This is a genomic window from Streptomyces sp. NPDC003032, assembly GCF_053591415.1.
Window position 1 is genome coordinate 1 of the sequence record NZ_JBSFTT010000038.1, and the last position, 17,739, is coordinate 17,739.

Consider the following 17,739-nt stretch of genomic DNA (forward strand, 5'->3'; position numbering starts at 1 on the left):
CTGGCAGCACTACGCACCCGGCGACCACTCACGGTGACCCCGAGCCCTCAACAGCTGAGGAATACGCGACTCCCGATTACGCGAGGTCGCCAGTTCACGCCCCCTCATGGTGTCCAGGTCGGCACCACGAGGCCCCGCTGGAGGCGCATGGGCGTACAGCGGCGTGCGCGTCGGTCAGTCCCGGTCCACGTGTTCCCGAAGGATCTTGCGGTTGGTCGCGTCGATGTCGAACGTCGTCTTGTTCCAGTCGTTGGTCGTCACGACATCGACAGACCACTTCGGCGCACCCCCGTCGGAGTCCTCCAGTTCAATGGAGCTGACGGTGCCCTTGGTCTTGTCCGTGGCGGTCTTCGCCGCCTGTTCGGCGGTCACGGTGGCCTTGCGGAGGCGGTCCGCCAGCTCGCGCTTGTCGTCGCTGTCCTGGTCCGAGTCGGCCCGCGCCTCGCCCGCCTTGCCGCTGACCGCGTCGACGTCGAGCTTGTGACTGGCTCCGTCGGCCGTCGCCACCTCGGCCTCCCACTTGGGGCTGTCCGGCGTCCCCTTCAGCTCGATCGAGACCGGCTTCGACTTGTCCACCGCCGCCACCGCGGTGCGCAGCGCCTCGTCGTAGCCGATCTTGGCCTTCGGGATGAGAGCCTTCCGCTCGCTCTGGTCGTCGGTGAGGGCGCCGTCGGTTGCCGACGGGGAGGGCGACGTCGCAGGCGTCCGCGCGACCTTGGCCGCGTCGGTCTTCGTGCCGCCGCCGTTGTCGTCATCGCCACAGCCGGTGAGCAGGGCCGCCGCCGCGGCCGCGGCGCACATCAGGCCGGTGCCCCGCGAGATGGGGTGGCGTCGACGCTTTGAAGCGGAGATGTTCCTGTTAGTGACCATAAGGGCACATTAAGCGAGATTGCCGTCCAGTGCCCGGAAAGAACCACCGCCGGGGTCAGCGAGCCGTCAGGGGGGTCTGCGAAGCTCCGGCCCGGTGCGTCCGACGCTCAGGGGTGGGGTCCGTATGCGCAGTGGCAGCAGTGGCAGCAGTGGCAGCGATCGCAGTGGTACCAGCAGCAGTGGCAGTGTCCGTACGCGTGGGTGGTCGCTCGTGTGGCTCCTCGTCACCGCGCTGTCCGTCGTGGCCGCCCTGCTGTCCGCGCGGACCGCGGCGGCTGCCGCTTCGGGGGCTGACACACCGGTCAACCTCCTCAACGTCCACAGCGGCAGGTGCATGGAGGTGGAGAACTCCTCCAGCGCCGACGGGGCGAAGATCCGGCAGTGGGACTGCGACGGCCAGCCCGGAGCGCGCTGGCTGCTGCGGCCCTCGGCCGCCTCGACCGACGCGGTCAACATCGTGAACGCGCACAGCGGCAAGTGCCTGGCCGTACGGACGGACGCGCCCGCGGGCGGCACATCGGCCCCGCGGGTCGAACAGTGGGGCTGCGCCGGCTCGCCGGGCGTCGACTTCGAGCTCGACAGCCGCGCGGACTCCGCCTGGATCCTCTCCATGACGACCTCACCGATGCGCTGTCTGGAAGTGGAGAACTCCTCCGACCGCCGGGGCGCCCCCATCGTGCTTTCGACCTGCGCGAACCAGAAGGGCGTCGCTTTCCAGCAACGGCAGGACCGCGTCGGCAACGACATCCGGCGCGACGACCTCTCCGCCCTCTACGGGTACGACAACGGGTCGGTCTCACTGTTCCGCTTCCCCACGAACGGCGCGGGCGGGTTCGAGATACCCGACGTGCCGTGGAGCTCCCCCACCGGCACCTGGGACTTCGCCCAGAGCCGGATCACCTCGGGCGACTTCAACGGTGACGGCCGCCGGGACGCGGCCCTGCTGCGCGGGCACGGCGACGGTTCCATCGCGCTGTTGACGATGCTCGGCACCGCCGACGGCGGGTACGCGGCCCCCTTCAAGTCGTGGGAGCGGCCACCGGGCAACTGGTGGGGCAGCCACGTACAGCTGACCGCCGGGGACTACGACGGCGACGGCCGCGACGAGGCCATGGCCCTGTACGGCTACGACGACGGCAGCGCCGCGCTGTTCCGCTTCGGCACCACTCCCGAGGGCGCCTTCCAGGTCCCCTCCACTCCCTGGAGAGCGCCCGCCGGCACCTGGGACTTCGCGCAGAGCCGGATCACCACGGGCGACTTCGACACCGACGGCCGACAGGACATCGCCCTTTTCAAGGGCACCCGGGACGCCGCCGCCGAACTGCTCACCCTCGTCGGCACCCCGGACGGCGGGCTCGGGGCGCCGCTGAAGTCCTGGCAGCGGCCGCCCGGCAACTGGTGGGGCAGCCAAGTGAAACTGTCCGCGGGGGATTATGACGGTGACGGCCGCGACGAGTTGATCGCGATGTACGGGTACGACGATGGGTCCGTCGCCCTGTTCCGGTTCGCGACCACCGCCGACGGCGGCTTCCAGGTGCCCACCGTTCCGTGGAGCGCTCCGGCCAGCACCTGGACGTTCTCCCACAGTCATCTCGTGTCCGGCGACTACAACGGCGACGGGCGGCGGGACATCGCGCTGTTCAAGGGAACCGTGGACGGGGCGGCCACGCTGCTCACCCTGTCCGGCACCGCCGACGGCAGGCTCGCCGGGCCCCTCACGTCATGGCAGCGGCCGCCGGGCAACTGGTGGGGCAGCCAAGTGAAACTTGCCTGAGTCCACGATTCGGGCGTCAGCAGGCGGCAGTACTTCTCCGCGGCGGGGTATACGGAGCTGTGCAGGATACGTTCGCCACCCCGTCACAGGAGGAGAGTCATGCCAGGAATGCTGACGAAGATCAAGCAGTTCGTCCGGAGCCCGCAGGGCCGACGCGCCATCGAACAGGCGCGTCGTGCCTCCGCCGACCCGCGGCGACGCGCCCAGGCCCAGCGGTTCCTGGGCAGGCTGCGCCGGCGTTGACGCCGGTGCCGTCCAGCGCTGAGCCGGTTGCCCGTCTCCCGAGTGCGACGCGGGCGTGCCCGCGGTCCACTGCTTGCGCGCAGGCCGGAAGGAGCCGATTCTCGTGGCTGAACAGGGCAAGGTCGTGGTGATCACCGGGGCGTCGAGCGGCGTCGGGCGGGCCTGCGCGCTGCGGTTCGCGTCCCGGGGCTGGTCGGTGGTGCTCGCCGCGCGGCGGGCCGAGGAGCTGGAGCGGGTCGCCGCCATGTGCCGTGAGCGCCGCGGAGCACGGGCGCTCGTGGTCCCCACGGACGTGACGGACACGCGGGCGGTCGATCACCTTGCCCAGCGGGCCGTCTCCGCGTTCGGACGGATCGACGTATGGGTCAACAACGCGGCGGTGGCCGCCTTCGGGTCACTGGAGGACATTCCGCCGGACATCTTCCGGCAGGTCGTCGACGTGGACGTCCTGGGCTGTGTGAACGGAGCGCGCGCCGCGCTCGGTGTGATGCGCGAGCAGGGCGGCGGCACTGTGATCAACGTGTCCTCGGTGGTGGGCGCGGGCGTCGTCCCGTACAACATCCCGTACGTCATCTCGAAGGCGGCGGTCCGGGCGCTGAGCGGCGGCCTGCGTCAGGAGATGCGGCTGGCCGGGCAGCACGGCGTTCACGTCTGCACCGTGCTGCCCGCGACCATGGACACGCCCTTTTTCCGGAGCGCCGCCAACTACTCGGGCCGCGAAGTGACCCCCATGGCGCCCGTGTACACGGCCGAACGAGCGGCGCGGACGGTGCTCCGGCTGACCCACCGACCACGGCGTGAGGCCTACGTCGGTCCGGCGGGCCGACTGCTCGGGATGCAGGCGAAGCTGATGCCCGGCCTCACGGAGCGCGGCCTGGCGCACCAAATGGACCGCTCCCACCTGTCCCGCGAGCACACCGCCGAACCGACCTCCGGCAACGTACTGCGCCCGCTTCCGGAGACGGCGGCGGTGGACGGCGGGTGGCACGGGCGCAGGCGCACGGTGATGAGGCGGCTGGGCGTCGGGACGGCGCTGGCCGTGGGCGCCGTGTGCGCGGCCAAGCAGCGGGCCCGGAACGGACCGGGACGAGCATAGGGCGGGCATAAGGCAATAGACCACTTGGCGTCGCCGAGCATCGCGGTGCGTCGCGGTGCGTCGCGGGCCATCGCGGTGCATCGCGGTGCATCGCGGTGCATCGCGGTGCGTCGCGGTGCGTCGCGGTGCGTCGCGGATGGTCCCGCCCCCCGACCGGGCGCGGGACCAATACACCGCTCGCCACCGACCATTGCGGCGGCCGGAAGGTCAGACGGCGGCGGGGAAGCGGTCCCAGACACGGTGTTCGCCCAGGAGCTGGGCCACTTGCTCCAGCACCCGCACGCCGCCGTCCGCGAACACCACGCCGGGCGCCGCGTCCGTGATCCCGGCCGCCCGGAGCGCTGTGTCCGCTCCTGCCCAGCCGCCGATCGCCTTGCCGTGGCGGAAGGCCTCGGACGCCATCAGCAGGACCCGCGGGTCGATGAGGCCGCCGACGTTGCCGGGGCTCGTCGGCTCACCGGCCTTGGCGTCCCTTGCTCCGTAGGCGTCGGCGCCGGGCGTCGGTGAGCCGGCCAGCAGGAGCGCGTCGAATTCGACCGACCGTGCGTTGACGAACGTACGCTGTACGGCGAGCGCGTCCTTGCCCGAGCCCAGCTGGCCGCCGGTGGGGGCGATGACGAGCGGGACCATGCCCGCGTCGAGCACCGCTTGGCGTACGGAGCGGATTCCGTCCAGATCGGTCGCCCCGTCGGTGATGATGCCGATGATCCGGCCCTGCACGGGCCAGGTCTTGCCGATCTGGGAGAGGGCGGGACTGGGCAGGGGGTCCCTCAGGGGGACGGTCGGCTGCGGTGCGGGGAGGCCGAGTCCGTCGGCGACCTGCTGGCACAGTTCCGGGTCGATGTTGGCCAGGACCTGGAGCGCCCGCTCCTTGATGGCCTGTTCGTAGCATTTGCTCAGCTCGAAGGTGTAGGCCGCGATGATGTGTTCCCGCTCCACGGGCGTCATGGAGAGCCAGAACATCCGGGGCTGGCTGAAGTGGTCCGAGAAGGACTCCGGGGCCTCCCGGACCTTCCTCGCGGCCGGTACCTCGACGGGGACCTCCACGTACGCGCCGTTGTCCGCCCCCGCGAGGAACGGGCAGCCGCCGTCGAGGGAGTTGGGCCGGTACGGCGCGGTTCCCGCGTGGACGGCGGTCTGGTGCATCCCGTCGCGCAGCATGTCGTTGACCGGCGCGTGGGTGCGGTTGATCGGGATCTGGGCGAAGTTGGGGCCGCCGAGCCGACTGATCTGCGTATCGAGGTAGGAGAAGAGGCGGCCGGTGAGCAGCGGGTCGTCGGTGATGTCGATGCCGGGGACGAGGTGGCCGGGGTGGAAGGCGACCTGTTCGGTCTCGGCGAAGAAGTTGGTCGGGTTCGCGTTCAGTGTCAGCAGCCCGATCGGCTGTACGGGGGCCAGCTCCTCGGGGACGATGTTGGTCGGGTCCAGCAGGTCGATGCCCTGGAAGGTCTGCTCGGCGGTGTCCGGGAAGACCTGGACGCCCAGCTCCCACTGCGGGAACGCCCCGGCCTCGATGGCGTCGGCCAGGTCGCGGCGGTGGAAGTCGGGGTCCATGCCGTTGGTGATCTGTGCTTCTTCCCAGGTCAGGGAGTGCACGCCGAGCTTCGGCTTCCAGTGGAACTTGACCAGCGTGGTCGCGCCCTCGCTGTTGACGAGCCGGAACGTGTGGATCCCGAAGCCTTCCATCATGCGGTAGGAGCGGGGGATCCCGCGGTCCGACATGTTCCACAGGGTGTGGTGCGCCGCCTCGGTGTGGAGGGTCACGAAGTCCCAGAAGGTGTCGTGTGCGCTCTGGGCCTGCGGGATCTCCCGGTCGGGGTGCGGTTTCCCCGCGTGGATGATGTCGGGGAACTTGATGGCGTCCTGGATGAAGAAGACCGGGATGTTGTTGCCGACGAGGTCGAAGGTGCCTTCCTCGGTGTAGAACTTGGTGGCGAATCCCCGGGTGTCGCGCACGGTGTCCGACGACCCGCGCGACCCCAGCACCGTCGAGAAACGTACAAAGACGGGTGTCTCGGCGTCCTTGGCCAGGAACGCCGCCTTGGTGATCTTCGCCGCCGTCCCGTACCCCTGGAAGATGCCGTGCGCCGCCGCGCCACGGGCGTGCACCACGCGCTCGGGGATGCGTTCATGGTCGAAGTGCGTGATCTTCTCGCGCAGGTGGTGGTCCTGCAGCAGGACCGGCCCGCGGGCACCGGCCTTGAGTGAGTGGTCGGTCTCGTACAGGCGGGCGCCCTGCGCCGTGGTCAGGTAGGCGCCGCTCTGGGCGCGCGCGGAGGCGGTGGCGCCGGTCGGCTTGCCTGTCGGGGAGACCGCCTCCGGGGCCTCCTGGTCGGGCTTCGGGGGCAGGGGCTCGTGCGGCGTGGTGGGCTCTTCGACCGTCGGGGGCTGCGGGGTCGGCGCTCCGGGGATGTCGTTGCGGTTCTCGTCACTCATGGTCGCTCCAGACGTGAGGGAGGGGGGTGTCACAGCCATGGCCTCAGGAGGGCGAGCCCAAACAGGCATACGTCCGTCCAGCCGTGCGCCTGAGAGCCGTGCGCCTCTGTGGGGAAGGCGTGCTGTGCGCCTGCCGCCCCGTGTGCCCGGGGGCCACGGGGCGAAACGGAGGACCTGAGCGGTCAGGCGGCCAGACTGGAGTCGTTCTGGGAGGCCACTCCGGCGAGCTGGGCGCGGGCCCAGGCGAGGGCCGCGTCGATGGTCCGCGTACCGGTGGAGACGCAGAGGGTGTACGAGACGTCGTCCAGCTGTTGGCGGACCGCCGCGGAGTCCTCCTTGGCCTGGAGGTCTCGGAGCATCGCGTGGGTTTCGAGCAGGGAACGCAGGAACGAGGTGTGGGGCCTGAGCACGGTGGTGATCCTTCCGTCCGGTGCGAGGAGACGCTGTTCTGCGGGGGGAAGCGTCGTTTGGCTGTCCCCTTGTGCCCCCTCGGACGGGCGGTATTCACAGAAACTTCGGGAGGGCCCATAAGAGGACCGATTGGACGAGAAGGCGCATACTTGAATGATTCAGAGGCTCGCGAGGGTCGGAGGATTCAATGATCGCTCTCGGAATCATCCTGCTTGTCATCGGCCTGGTGTCCGGCATCTCCATCCTGTGGACCATCGGCCTCATTCTGGTCATCATCGGTGCGGCCCTGTGGGTCCTCGGCTCCGTGGGCCACGCCGTGGGTGGCCGACGGCACTACTGGTAGCCGGGGCCGGCACCAGTCGTGACCGTCGGCCGTCCGGTGGGCGTCGGCCTCAGCGGCCTCGGCCCATCGCGAGGTCGGCGCGGGCCAGTTCCAGGCACTCGCCCACGAACTCCGCGTAGGAGGCGAGCACTTCGGTGCCCGCCTCCACCATGGCGTCGAGCAGCTGGGGCCGGTCGGTCAAAGCGGTCTCCAGCATGCGCCGGTCCAGGGCGATGTGGCCGACGTCCACGACGACGTGCTCGTCGAGGAAGGTGAAGCGCGAGGGGTCGTCGCCGATGGCGCGCTTGCAGTTGGCGACCAGCTCGATGGCGAAGCCGGCCGAGAGCTGCTCCATCTCGTACAGGGCGGCCACGGTGCACACCGGGTCCTCACCGCCACTGAGGCGCTCGAACAGGGCGTTGTACCGGGCGGCCGAGGCGAGCGCGGGGGCGTCCGCCAGGATGCCCTCGGTGTCCAGGACGGTGCCACCCTTGTCGGCCAGCAAGGGGACCATGGAGCGGGCGTCGTCGACCATCAGCCGGTCGTGGCCCGTCTCGCCACGGGCGTGCTTGACGAGCCCCTCGCCCACGGAGGCGTGGCCCGCGGCCCGGGACCGGGTCCCGGCGGTCTCGATGACGCGCTGCATGTCCTGAGTGACGTGCACGCCGTGCAGGCAATAGCGGTAGTGCCACTGCGAGAACAGCGTGGCGTCGATCTGAGGCGACCCCAACTCGCGGACGGCGGGGTGCTCGGCGAACCCCTTCCTGCCTGCCTCGGCGCGCGCTTCGTACTGATCCAACTGATCCAATACAGCGGCCATGCGCGATCTCCTCCAACTGACGGGAACCTGGCGGGCGTTACGGCCCTCCAGTGTGTGTTCGCCCCCTGACAGTGGACTGACGCGCGTCGGCGTGCCCCCCGTGCGACCTCGGACGATACGAACCAAGCAGACAGTGTTGGAGAATTGCCCTAAAATAGTCCAAGGGTGGGCGTCACTGGACATAGTGACGACGTCTTTCTCTATGAGGAGGCATAATGCTTGCTCAGCACACACCGCTTCTCGTCACCCCGACAGAAGCGACTGCGCTCGGAACGGCCATGGTGGAACCGGAGGCGGTTCTGAGCGACGCTCCGATCTACGCCCCTGAGGCGGCGGGCAAGCTCCTGGCGCTGCTGCTCGCCTCACCGCAGGAGCCGAAGGAGCCGAAGGAGCCGAAGGACAAGTGAGTCCCGATCAGTCGCAGACCGCGTACGCGACGTCAGCGGCTGACCTGGCTCTCCGTGCCCTTGATGCCCTCCAGGGCATCGGGGGCACGGCCCTGGTCGCCCAGTACGTCGAGCGCGCCGACGACCCCAAGGCGGCGCTCGCCGCCGTTCGCGTCGTCGGTGCCGACCTCTTCGCCCCCAGTCTGCTGGGCGACACGGTCTTCCATCCCCAGGACGCGGCTACCGTCGTACAGTCTTTCGATCTGTTCCCGCCCGCGGTGAGCACGCCTCCCGCGCCGCCGGAAGGGCCCGCCGAGCCGTGGCTCATCGCCTGGCGGGACTGGGCCACGGCCGCGCTGCTCGCCCGCTTCACCGACCCCGCCGACACGGGACTGGCCGGGGCTCTTCTGGCCCCTCAGCCCTTTGGCGCCCCGGTGCTCTCGAATACGGACACGGATACAGATACGGATACGGATACGGACGCCGGCACCGGCACCGGCACCAACACTGACACCGACTGGCAACACTGGTCCGTCCGTATGGGCCAGCTCTCGCCCCTCGCCCTGCCGGAGCTCGAAGGACCGGTGCACGACGCCGCCCGCGCCGCCCCGCTGGCCTTGGCGCGCGGCGCCGCCCGCGCGGTACTGCGCCGCGACTACCCCACCGCCGCCCGTATCACGCGCTGGCTCGCCCTGCTGGGCGCCGAGGGCGTGTCCTTGCCCTTCGAGCCGGCACCGCTGATCGAGCATCTGCGACTGCACGGCGGCGGTTCGCGGCTCGCGCTCGACGTCGCGATCTCCGGACGCCTGCTCGCATTGGAGATCCCATGAAGGCGTCCGTGACGCGGAACGCGCATCAGGTGAGCGCACAAGCCCTGGCCTGGCTCCACTCGCACCGCGAGCGTGGCGCGCTGCCCGCCGGCACCACCGCCGATCTCTGCGATCCGGACAGCGTCTACAAACCCCTCGGAGAGGCCGCGCTCGCCGCCTCGCTCGTGCTGCGCGAGTCGGCGGCCGGCAGCGCCGAGCTGGGCATGGCCCGCCAGCTGCTGGACTTCTGCTGGCGGCAGCTCGGCGACGGCGACATGCTGTACGAGCGGCTGCTGCGGTACTCGATGATGACCGATCCCTTCGAAACGTACGCGCCCTTCGCGCGCTGCGGCCTGCGCCACGAACCCCTTGAGCGGCTGCTCACGCACACCACCGCCCTGCGTTCGGTCCGGGGCGTCGAGATGCAGCCCAACCGCAGGCTCGCCGTCGCCAACGCGGCCCACGTCGTCGGCCTCGACCGGGGAGACCGCGCGTACGACTGGCCGAGCCTGACCCGCGCCACCTGGCTCGGCGGCATGCCCGAGCCCTGGCTCATCGACTGGATGACCGGCTACTCCCTCACCCACGCCGTCTTCCACCTCACCGACTGGGGCGGCTCGCCCACGGGGCTCCCGGACGACCTCACATCGTACGTACGTACATGGCTGCCGGTGTGGATCGACATCTGGGCCGAGATCGAGCAGTGGGACCTGGTCGCCGAACTGATGATCGTCGGCTGCTGTCTCAAGGAGCCGTACTGCGAGCCCGCCGACTGGGAGCGGCTCGCCGGGGTGCAGCATCCGGACGGTCTCGTGCCCCGTGACGGCGACCCGGTCACCGACGACCCCGATCAGCGGTTCGTGGCCCACCAGCACACCGCCGTGGTCGCCGTGATCGCCGGCACCCTCGCGGTCTCCCGCACCATGGGCGGGGCGAGCCCGCGGTGACTTTCCGCGGTCTCCCGCACGCGGGCCGGAGCGACGCGCCCGCCGTAGTGGCCCCCGGGAGCCCGGACTGGGCGGCGGACCTGCTCGCCGCCCTGCGTGGTGCCGCGCCTGGCGCGAGCACCGTGGCGCTCGCCGTCCGGCGCGGCCCCGAACGCGCCCTCCTCGCCACCGGGGAGACCGCGCTGCGCGGCGGAGCGCCCGCCGACCCCGACACCCGTTTCGAGATCGGTTCTCTCACCAAGACGTTCACCGCGTTGCTCCTGGCCGAGATGGTCGCGCGCGGCGAGGTCGCGTACGACGACCCGATCACCCGTTTCCTGCCCCGGACCGCCGCGCCGCACCTGCGGGGCTCCCCCATCACCCTCCTCCACCTGGCCACCCACACCTCGGGCCTGCCGCGCCTGCCCCCAGGCTTCCTGCGCGGCGGCGCGACCACCCGGTTCAACAATCCGTACGCCGGCTACTCCCCCGAAGCGTTCCGCCGCGCCCTCGCCCGCACGCGACCGCACGCGGCCCCCGGCATGCGCGTGCGCTACTCCAATTTCGGCGTCGGTCTGCTCGGCGATCTGCTCACCCGCGCCGCCCACGGCGCCGGTTGCCCCGATGGCCCCGATGGCCCCGGGGGCGCCTTCGCCCATCTGCTCGCCGCCCGCGTACTGCGCCCGCTCGGCCTGGCCCGCACCAGCTGCGCCACCGATCAGCCCCAGGCCACCGGGTACTGGCACGGCAGGGCGCGCCCCAGCTGGCAGATGGACGCCATGCCGGGCGCCGGAGCCGTGCGTTCCAGCGCCCGGGACCTGCTGACCGTCCTGGACGGCCTCCTCGACCCCACCAGCGTGCCCACGGGCGTCCCCGGCACGCTGCGGGCCGCGCTCGCCGACGTCACCGTCCCCCGCATCTCCCTGCCGCGCACCGGCAGACGTATCGCCCTGGTCTGGAACATCAGGCCGCGCCCCGGCCACGATCTGTACCACCACTCCGGCGGCACCCGGGGCTTCACGACCTTCGCGGGCTTCAGCCCCCAGACGCGCATCGCCTTCGCCGCGCTGGCCAACACCAGTCCCGCCGTGACCGGCGGCTTCATCCAGCGGGCGTATCTGGGTCTGTGGGCGCTCGCCCAGGGCGAGCGACTGCACCTGCCTTCGTGCGGGCCGGTCGCCTACAGGTGAGCCGGGCCGACCGGAGGTCGGGGAGCGACGGCTCCCGTGAAATCATCGGGGAATGTCTGACTTGATCATTGCCGCCTGTGACGGTGCGGCGAAGAAGAATCCCGGGCCCGCGGCCTGGGCCTGGGTGGTCGCCGACTCCGAGGGCCGCCCGCAGCGCTGGGAGGCCGGTCCGCTCGGCCACTCCACGAACAACGTGGCCGAACTGTCCGCGCTCGCCGAGCTGTTGGAGGCCACGGACCCGGCGCTGCCGCTCGAGGTGCGGATGGACAGTCAGTACGCGATGAACGCGGTCACGAAGTGGATCGCCTCCTGGAAGCGGAACGGGTGGCTGACCGCGGCGAAGAAGCCGGTCGCCAACAAGGACCTGGTCGTACGCATCGACGCACTGCTGCAAGGTCGCGCGGTGACGTTCCGGCACGTGGCCGCCCACCGCGTGGACGGCGACCACCTCAACGCGATCGCCGACGTCGCGGCCAGCGACGCCGCCACGACCCAGCAGCCCGCGGGCACGGCCCACGGCGCGCTGGAGATTCCCGAACCGCGTGCGGAGCGCATGACCGCCTCCCCCGCGAGCCGCACCCCCCAGAAGGCCGGCGGCCGCGCGAAGAAGGCGGGTTCGGGCGCCGTCATCAAGGCCAAGTTCCCTGGCCGCTGCCACTGTCAGAAGTCGTACGCCGTCGGGGAGAAGATCGCGAAGAACCCGCACGGCTGGGGCCACGTGGAGTGCCGGGACGCCGGCGACTGACGGCGCCGAGCCGTTTACAACGGTTCGGCAACCGACGTTTCCCGGCCACTCCGAGCGCATTAAACCTGCCACTTTTCGGGCAGGGGTTCTACTCGAACAGCCATCACACGGGAGGACCCGGAGGAGGGGCTCATGCGGACGCGGCAGACACGGCTCCATGACGTGCCGCCCGGGACGGCTGCCTTCGACAAGGAGCCCCGGACAGCGACCTTCGCCAAGGAGCCCCAAGCGGTCACCGACGCGCGGGACCTCGCACGCGACTTCATCGCCGGGCTGAGTCCCGCTGTGGGCGACCAGACCGCCGCGAGCATCGAACTGGTCGTCTCCGAGCTGGTCACCAACGTCGTACGTCATGCCCGTGGCGCCTTGTGCTCGCTCCGGCTGCAGGCGCGGACCGACGCCATAGCGATCACGGTCTCCGACGCGGACCCGCGACCGCCTCAGGAGCGGACTCCGGATCTCGTAGGGGGAACGGGCGGGTTCGGCTGGCCCATGGTGCGGAATCTGGCCGAGGCCGTGAGCGTCACGCCGGGCGCGACCGGCAAGACGATTTGCGCGGAGCTGGCGAGGAGTGCGTGAGCGGCCGCGTCCCTGTCCCACGAAGGCCGCGGCCGCTCAGCTCACAGGAGGCACCGTCCACTGACCATCCGACGGCGCCATCAGGTTGTCACCCCTGCACCCGTCGCCTGCCCGTCACGGAGACGCCCACACCTGCCGAACGAGCTGGGCTGAAACCGTCGTGAAACCTCCCTGAATGCGTCATGCCGCAACCTCTGCGGCATGACGACCACGACGACAGCGACATCGCGCCCACTCGCCATCGCGGCCAAGGGGCTGCGCAAGGCATACGGGGACAGGACCGTCCTCGACGGCATCGATCTGGCGGTGCCGGCCGGTACCGTCTTCTCCCTGCTCGGGCCGAACGGCGCCGGCAAGACCACCGCCGTGAAGATCCTCTCCACCCTCATCGGCGCCGACGCCGGTGACCTGCGCGTGGGCGGCCACGATCTGGCCACCGACTCGCAGGCCGTGCGGGCCGCGATCGGTGTCACCGGACAGTTCTCCGCCGTCGACGGCCTGATCACCGGCGAGGAGAACATGCTCCTCATGGCGGATCTGCACCATCTCCCCCGCCGCGAGGGACGCCGGGTCACCGCCGAACTCCTGGAGCGCTTCGACCTGGCGGAGGCCGCGAAGAAGCCCGCCTCCACCTACTCCGGCGGTATGCAGCGGCGCCTGGACATCGCCATGACGCTGGTCGGGGCCCCGCGGATCATCTTCCTCGACGAGCCCACCACCGGCCTCGACCCGCGCTCCCGGCACAACATGTGGGGGATCATCCGCGAGCTGGTGTCCGGCGGCGTGACCGTCTTCCTCACCACCCAGTATTTGGAGGAGGCCGACGAACTCGCCGACCGCATCGCCGTGTTGAGTGGCGGCAATATTGTCGCCGAGGGCAGCGCCGAGGAGCTGAAGCGGCTCGTCCCGGGCGGGCACGTGCGGCTGCGGTTCGCAGACCCGGCCGCTTACCGGGGCGCCGCCACCGCCTTGCGCGAGGTCACCCGGGATGACGAATCCCTCACCCTTCAACTCCCCAGCGACGGCAGCCAGCGCGAGCTGCGCTCCATCCTCGACCGGCTGGACAGCGCCGGCATCGAGGCGGACGAACTGACCGTGCGCACCCCCGACCTCGACGACGTGTTCTTCGCCCTCACCAGCAGCAGTCCGCACACCGACGCCCCCGTCGGCCAGGCCGAGGAGTCCGTCCGATGAGCGCCCTCTCCCTCGCCGTACGCGACTCGTCCACCATGCTGCGCCGCAACCTCCTGCACGCGCGCCGCTATCCGTCCCTCACCCTCAATATCCTGCTGACGCCGATCGTTCTGCTGCTGCTCTTCGTCTACATCCTCGGCGACGTGATGAGCGCGGGCATCGGCGGAGGCGGCGCCGACCGCTCGGCGTACATCGCCTATCTCGTACCGGGCATCCTGCTGATGACCATAGGCGCCACCCCGGCCGGGACCGCCGTGTCCGTCGCCATGGATACGACCGAGGGCATCACCGCCCGCTTCCGTACGATGGCGATCCACCGCGGATCCGTGCTCATCGGGCACGTCGCCGGCAGCGTGTTGCAGGCGGTCATCAGCGTGGTCCTCGTGGGCGCCGTCGCCGTGGCCATCGGTTTCCGGTCCACGGACGCGACCGCCCTGGAGTGGCTGGCGGCGTTCGGGCTGCTCGCGCTGGTCGCCATGGCGTTCACCTGGATCGCGGTCGGTGTGGGCCTGGCCGGCCCGAGCGCCGAGGCGGCCAGCAACAACGCGATGCCGCTGCTCATCCTCCCGTTCATGTCGAGCGCCTTCGTCCCGGTCGGGGCGATGCCGGGCTGGTTCCAGCCGATCGCCGAGTACCAGCCGTTCACCCCGGCCATCGAAACCCTGCGCGGCCTGCTCCTCGGCAGCGAGATCGGCCACAGCGGATGGCTCGCCATCGTCTGGTGCCTAGGGCTCACGGTGCTCGGCTACTCCTGGTCCTCCTCGCTTTTCAACCGCGACCCGAAGTGAGCGCGCGGGCCGCGTCCCGCAACTCATCCCGCTTCAGGGCGGCGTACTCCGACACCGCGTCGGCGTACGCCGCCCCGTCGGCGTCCTCGGCCGTCCGCCGGGCGCGGGCCGCCGACATCGTCGGCTGGAACTCGCGCAGCACCCGCAGCCGTTCGGCCAGCGCGATCATCCGTACGGCACGGGCGTCGCCGGACGCGAACCCCGCCATGCCGAGCGCGTGCAGCACCGTCCCGAACACGGGGAGCTCCATGGGCGAGCGGGGCGGGCCGTAGAGCAGCGTACGCAGCCGCTGCCGCAGCCGGTCGGCCGGCTCCGCGACGAGTTCGAGACAGCCGGCGTGCGCGTGCGCCGTCACGGCCGCCGACTGGATCTGCAGCGCCCACGGGTCGAGCCAGGGATCGCCGCTGTGCGTCGAACCGGCCTCGGACAGGCGTTCCAAGGCGCTGCGCCACAGGCCGAGCCCGGCCTCCGTCAGTCCGCGGGTGAGCGCGATCTCGGCGCGCGCGCCGAGATCGGGGCTGTAGAAGGCCTCCTTCTGCGGGATGTTGTCGCCCTCCGTCTGCCGCAGCCAGTACTCGGCCTCGTCGGGGTCGCCGCGCTGCAGGCAGGCGAGGGCGAGCGCCGAGCGGATGCCGATGTAGTCCTGCTCGTCGCCGAGCCGCGGCAACGCCTCACGTGCCGCCTTCAGGTGCTCGTACGCGGTCTCGCCCCGGCCCGTCCGCAACGACAGTTCGCTCAGTCGGGAGTGCCCCATGAGCTGCAGGGACGGGTTGTCGACCGGCGCCAGCACGGCGATCGCCCGGCGAGCCGAGGTGAGTGCGCGGTCGATGTCGTGTTCGTACTCCCATACGTAGGTGGCGACGCACTCGGCGATACCGGCGACCAGCGGCTGCCCGCCGTCGCTGTCACAAGTACGGAGCCGGTGCAGTACTTCGTAGTCGGGTGGCTGCATCTCGGGGATCGCGCTCAGCACTACCGCGGTGGCGCGCAGCAGCGTGTCGGGCGGGGCCGGGGGCAGCCGCCGGAGGGTGACGAGTTGGCGTACGACGTGCGGGCCGTAGTTCATGAACAGGCCCGCCGTGCACAGCACCGCGGCGGCGCGGGCGGCTTCGACGTACGCGGGCTCGGGGTGGTAGTGCGACAGCGGCGGGCCGGTGTCGGCGGCCAGGGCGGCGAGACGGGGGTAGTTGGAGTCGGTGGACCAGAGTGCGGCGAGGACGGCAGTGAGGGCGGCGGTGGTCGGACCGTCCGTCCGGGCCAGGGCGTGCCGCAGGGCCAGTACGAGGTTGTCCTGCTCGGGCCTGATCCGCTCCCAGGCGGCCAGGGGCCGCGAGCCGAAGGGCACATCGTGGTGGGCGACCCCGAAGTCCCGCGCCCAGGCGAGGAACCTGCCGAGGGCCTCGCTCTCCTCACCGGCCTCCGCGCGGCGGGCCGCGCTGAACTCCCGTACGGTCTCCAGCATCCAAAATCGCACGCCGACCGGGGTGTCGGCGACGGTGAGCAGCGACTGGTCGGCCAGCTGTTCCAGCAGGAGCAGCGCGTCCTCGCCGAGGACGTGCTCCGCCGCTTCGCCGGAGAAGCCGCCGGGGAAGACGGAGAGCGTGCGCAGCGCCGCCCTGGCGTCCTGTGCGAGCAGGTTCCAGCTCCACTCCACGACCGCGTGCAGCGTGCGGTGGCGTTCCGGCACGTCGCGGGCTCCGCCGCGCAGCAGCGCGAACCGGTCGCCGAGGCGGCGGGCGATCTCCGGCACCGACAGGGCCCGGACCCGTGCCGCGGCCAGCTCCACGGCGAGCGGCAGCCCGTCGAGGTGGCGGCAGATTCCGGCCACCGCGTCCGGTGGCAGTTCCACGCCGGGCCGGGCGGCCCGGGCCCGCTGCGTGAACAGTTCGACCGAGGTGTCGAGAGCGAGTTGCGGCAGCGCGTACAGCGCCTCCGATGTGAGGTCCAGCGGGGCCCTGCTGGTGGTGAGCACCCGCAGGTCCTTCGAGGACGAGACCAGGGACTGGACGAGGCGGGCAGCGCCGCGGATGACCTGCTCGCAGTTGTCGAGGACCAGCAGGGCGGGTCCGGGGCCGAGCGCACCGAGGATGCCGGGCAGCGGGTCGGCCAGCGGATCGTTCAGCGGGTGGTCGGCCGGGGCGTGGCCGCTCATGGCTCCGTGCCGCCCCTCTCCCGCGCCGAGCGCGGACGCCACCTCCGCGGCCAGGTCCTCGTCCGCGGTGACGCCGGCGAGCGGCACGAAGTGGACGACGCGCTGCTGGGCCCGGCGGCTGACGGCGTGCGCGAGGCGGGTCTTGCCGAGGCCGCCGGGGCCGACGACGGTGACGGCTCGGGAGGCGCGCAGCAGCCGCTCCACGGCGGCGATGTCCTCGTCCCGGCCGAGCAGCGGGTTCGGCTCGTGCGGTACGCCGTGCCGGACCACAGGTGCCTCGCCGTGCAGCAACTCCTGCTGTACGGCCTTGAGTCCGGCGCCGGGGTCCGTGCCGAGTTCGTCGCGCAGTTCACGGCGGTACGCCTCGTACCGTGTCAGCGCGGCGGACGGGCCCGCCGTCGCCGCCTCGGCGCGCAGCAGTTCGGCGAGCACCTCCTCGTCGCGCGGGCGCCGGGAGGCGGCGACGGCCAGCGGCTCGGCCGCCTCCGCGTGTCGGCCGAGGCGGCCGAGCGCGAGCGCCCGCGCGCGTACGAGCGCGCTGTGGACGGGGGCGCGCTCGGCGCGCAACGCGGCTACGGGGTCGTCGGTTTCGGCGGTCCCGTCGTGGGTGCCCGCCCACAGCGCGAGTCCGGCCTCGGCCGCGGCGAGCGATCCCGCGTGGTCGCCTGCCCTGGCCCGCTCGGCGCTCGCGGCGGCGTGCAGCGGCAGGGCGGAGCTGTCGATCTGGTCCTCGGTGAGGGTGAGCCGGTATCCGGTAGGCGTGCCGGCGATGACGCTGGCGCCCAGCTGGGCCCGCGCCCTGGACACAAGGACCTGCACGGCCTTCGCCGGCCGCTCGGGCAACGCGCCCGGCCACAGCCCCGCCACGAGCCGCTCGGTGCTGCACCCGGTCCGCAGGTCGCCCGCGAGCAGCGCGAGGAGAGCCCGGAGCCGGGGCGCGGTGACCTCCTGCCCGCGGTAGGCCACACCGGGCAGGAGGGTCAGGTCGGTGCTCACGC

17 protein-coding genes are annotated in these 17,739 nt (G+C 71.4%); 12 read left to right on the top strand and 5 right to left on the bottom strand.

Annotation, left to right across the window (positions count from 1 at the left end; genetic code table 11):
• Positions 1-174: 174 nt before the first annotated feature.
• On the bottom strand, positions 175-870 hold the full coding sequence (locus tag ACWDZ7_RS35210) for a PepSY domain-containing protein (RefSeq protein WP_451802744.1): 696 nt from the start codon (positions 868-870) through the stop codon (positions 175-177).
• Positions 871-1,081: 211 nt separating this feature from the next.
• Here ACWDZ7_RS35210 and ACWDZ7_RS35215 point away from each other — a divergent pair, with 211 nt between their 5' ends.
• From ACWDZ7_RS35215 to ACWDZ7_RS35225, 3 genes are all read left to right on the top strand, one after another.
• Positions 1,082-2,644: an RICIN domain-containing protein gene (locus ACWDZ7_RS35215; protein ID WP_451802746.1), complete on the top strand. Its 1,563-nt coding sequence runs from the start codon at positions 1,082-1,084 to the stop codon at positions 2,642-2,644.
• 99 nt (positions 2,645-2,743) lie between these two features.
• Entirely contained in the window at positions 2,744-2,887 is a 144-nt protein-coding gene (locus tag ACWDZ7_RS35220) for a hypothetical protein (protein ID WP_451513878.1), read from the top strand.
• A 103-nt stretch (positions 2,888-2,990) separates the two neighbouring features.
• Positions 2,991-3,983, top strand: a complete 993-nt coding sequence (locus tag ACWDZ7_RS35225; RefSeq protein WP_451802747.1) for an SDR family oxidoreductase — start codon at positions 2,991-2,993, stop codon at positions 3,981-3,983.
• A gap of 207 nt (positions 3,984-4,190) precedes the next feature.
• On the opposite strand, the gene ACWDZ7_RS35230 is transcribed toward ACWDZ7_RS35225, so the two are convergent.
• Positions 4,191-6,419, bottom strand: a complete 2,229-nt coding sequence (locus ACWDZ7_RS35230) for a catalase (RefSeq protein WP_451802749.1) — start codon at positions 6,417-6,419, stop codon at positions 4,191-4,193.
• A 182-nt stretch (positions 6,420-6,601) separates the two neighbouring features.
• Positions 6,602-6,829: a DUF5133 domain-containing protein gene (locus ACWDZ7_RS35235; protein WP_451802751.1), complete on the bottom strand. Its 228-nt coding sequence runs from the start codon at positions 6,827-6,829 to the stop codon at positions 6,602-6,604.
• Positions 6,830-7,017: 188 nt separating this feature from the next.
• Between ACWDZ7_RS35235 and ACWDZ7_RS35240 the strand changes: the two genes are divergently transcribed.
• On the top strand, positions 7,018-7,173 hold the full coding sequence (locus ACWDZ7_RS35240; RefSeq protein ID WP_451802753.1) for a DUF6131 family protein: 156 nt from the start codon (positions 7,018-7,020) through the stop codon (positions 7,171-7,173).
• A 49-nt stretch (positions 7,174-7,222) separates the two neighbouring features.
• Here ACWDZ7_RS35240 and ACWDZ7_RS35245 read toward each other — a convergent pair whose 3' ends face one another.
• Complete coding sequence (locus ACWDZ7_RS35245) at positions 7,223-7,972, bottom strand: iron-containing redox enzyme family protein (RefSeq protein ID WP_451802755.1); 750 nt, start codon at positions 7,970-7,972, stop codon at positions 7,223-7,225.
• A gap of 215 nt (positions 7,973-8,187) precedes the next feature.
• Between ACWDZ7_RS35245 and ACWDZ7_RS35250 the strand changes: the two genes are divergently transcribed.
• The 8 genes from ACWDZ7_RS35250 to ACWDZ7_RS35285 all read left to right on the top strand — a co-directional run bounded on the left by ACWDZ7_RS35250 (position 8,188) and on the right by ACWDZ7_RS35285 (position 14,589).
• The gene (locus ACWDZ7_RS35250; RefSeq protein ID WP_451802756.1) at positions 8,188-8,379 is read left to right on the top strand and encodes a hypothetical protein; all 192 of its coding nucleotides are present in this window, start codon (positions 8,188-8,190) and stop codon (positions 8,377-8,379) included.
• Entirely contained in the window at positions 8,376-9,188 is an 813-nt protein-coding gene (locus ACWDZ7_RS35255; protein WP_451802758.1) for a hypothetical protein, read from the top strand. Before ACWDZ7_RS35250 ends, ACWDZ7_RS35255 begins: the two co-directional genes overlap by 4 nt.
• A complete protein-coding gene (locus ACWDZ7_RS35260; protein WP_451802759.1) occupies positions 9,185-10,114 on the top strand; it encodes a DUF6895 family protein in 930 nt (309 codons plus the stop codon). Before ACWDZ7_RS35255 ends, ACWDZ7_RS35260 begins: the two co-directional genes overlap by 4 nt.
• Positions 10,111-11,283, top strand: coding sequence for a serine hydrolase domain-containing protein (locus tag ACWDZ7_RS35265; protein WP_451802761.1), 1,173 nt, complete (start codon positions 10,111-10,113; stop codon positions 11,281-11,283). The genes ACWDZ7_RS35260 and ACWDZ7_RS35265 overlap by 4 nt, the downstream gene beginning before the upstream one ends.
• Before the next feature lie 52 nt (positions 11,284-11,335).
• On the top strand, positions 11,336-12,028 hold the full coding sequence (locus ACWDZ7_RS35270) for a ribonuclease H family protein (RefSeq protein WP_451802763.1): 693 nt from the start codon (positions 11,336-11,338) through the stop codon (positions 12,026-12,028).
• Positions 12,029-12,160: 132 nt separating this feature from the next.
• A complete protein-coding gene (locus tag ACWDZ7_RS35275; protein ID WP_451802765.1) occupies positions 12,161-12,607 on the top strand; it encodes an ATP-binding protein in 447 nt (148 codons plus the stop codon).
• A 201-nt stretch (positions 12,608-12,808) separates the two neighbouring features.
• Positions 12,809-13,801, top strand: a complete 993-nt coding sequence (locus ACWDZ7_RS35280; RefSeq protein ID WP_451802767.1) for an ATP-binding cassette domain-containing protein — start codon at positions 12,809-12,811, stop codon at positions 13,799-13,801.
• The gene (locus tag ACWDZ7_RS35285) at positions 13,798-14,589 is read left to right on the top strand and encodes an ABC transporter permease (RefSeq protein WP_451802769.1); all 792 of its coding nucleotides are present in this window, start codon (positions 13,798-13,800) and stop codon (positions 14,587-14,589) included. Before ACWDZ7_RS35280 ends, ACWDZ7_RS35285 begins: the two co-directional genes overlap by 4 nt.
• On the opposite strand, the gene ACWDZ7_RS35290 is transcribed toward ACWDZ7_RS35285, so the two are convergent.
• Entirely contained in the window at positions 14,570-17,737 is a 3,168-nt protein-coding gene (locus tag ACWDZ7_RS35290) for an ATP-binding protein (RefSeq protein ID WP_451802771.1), read from the bottom strand. The genes ACWDZ7_RS35285 and ACWDZ7_RS35290 overlap by 20 nt on opposite strands.
• Positions 17,738-17,739: the final 2 nt, after the last annotated feature.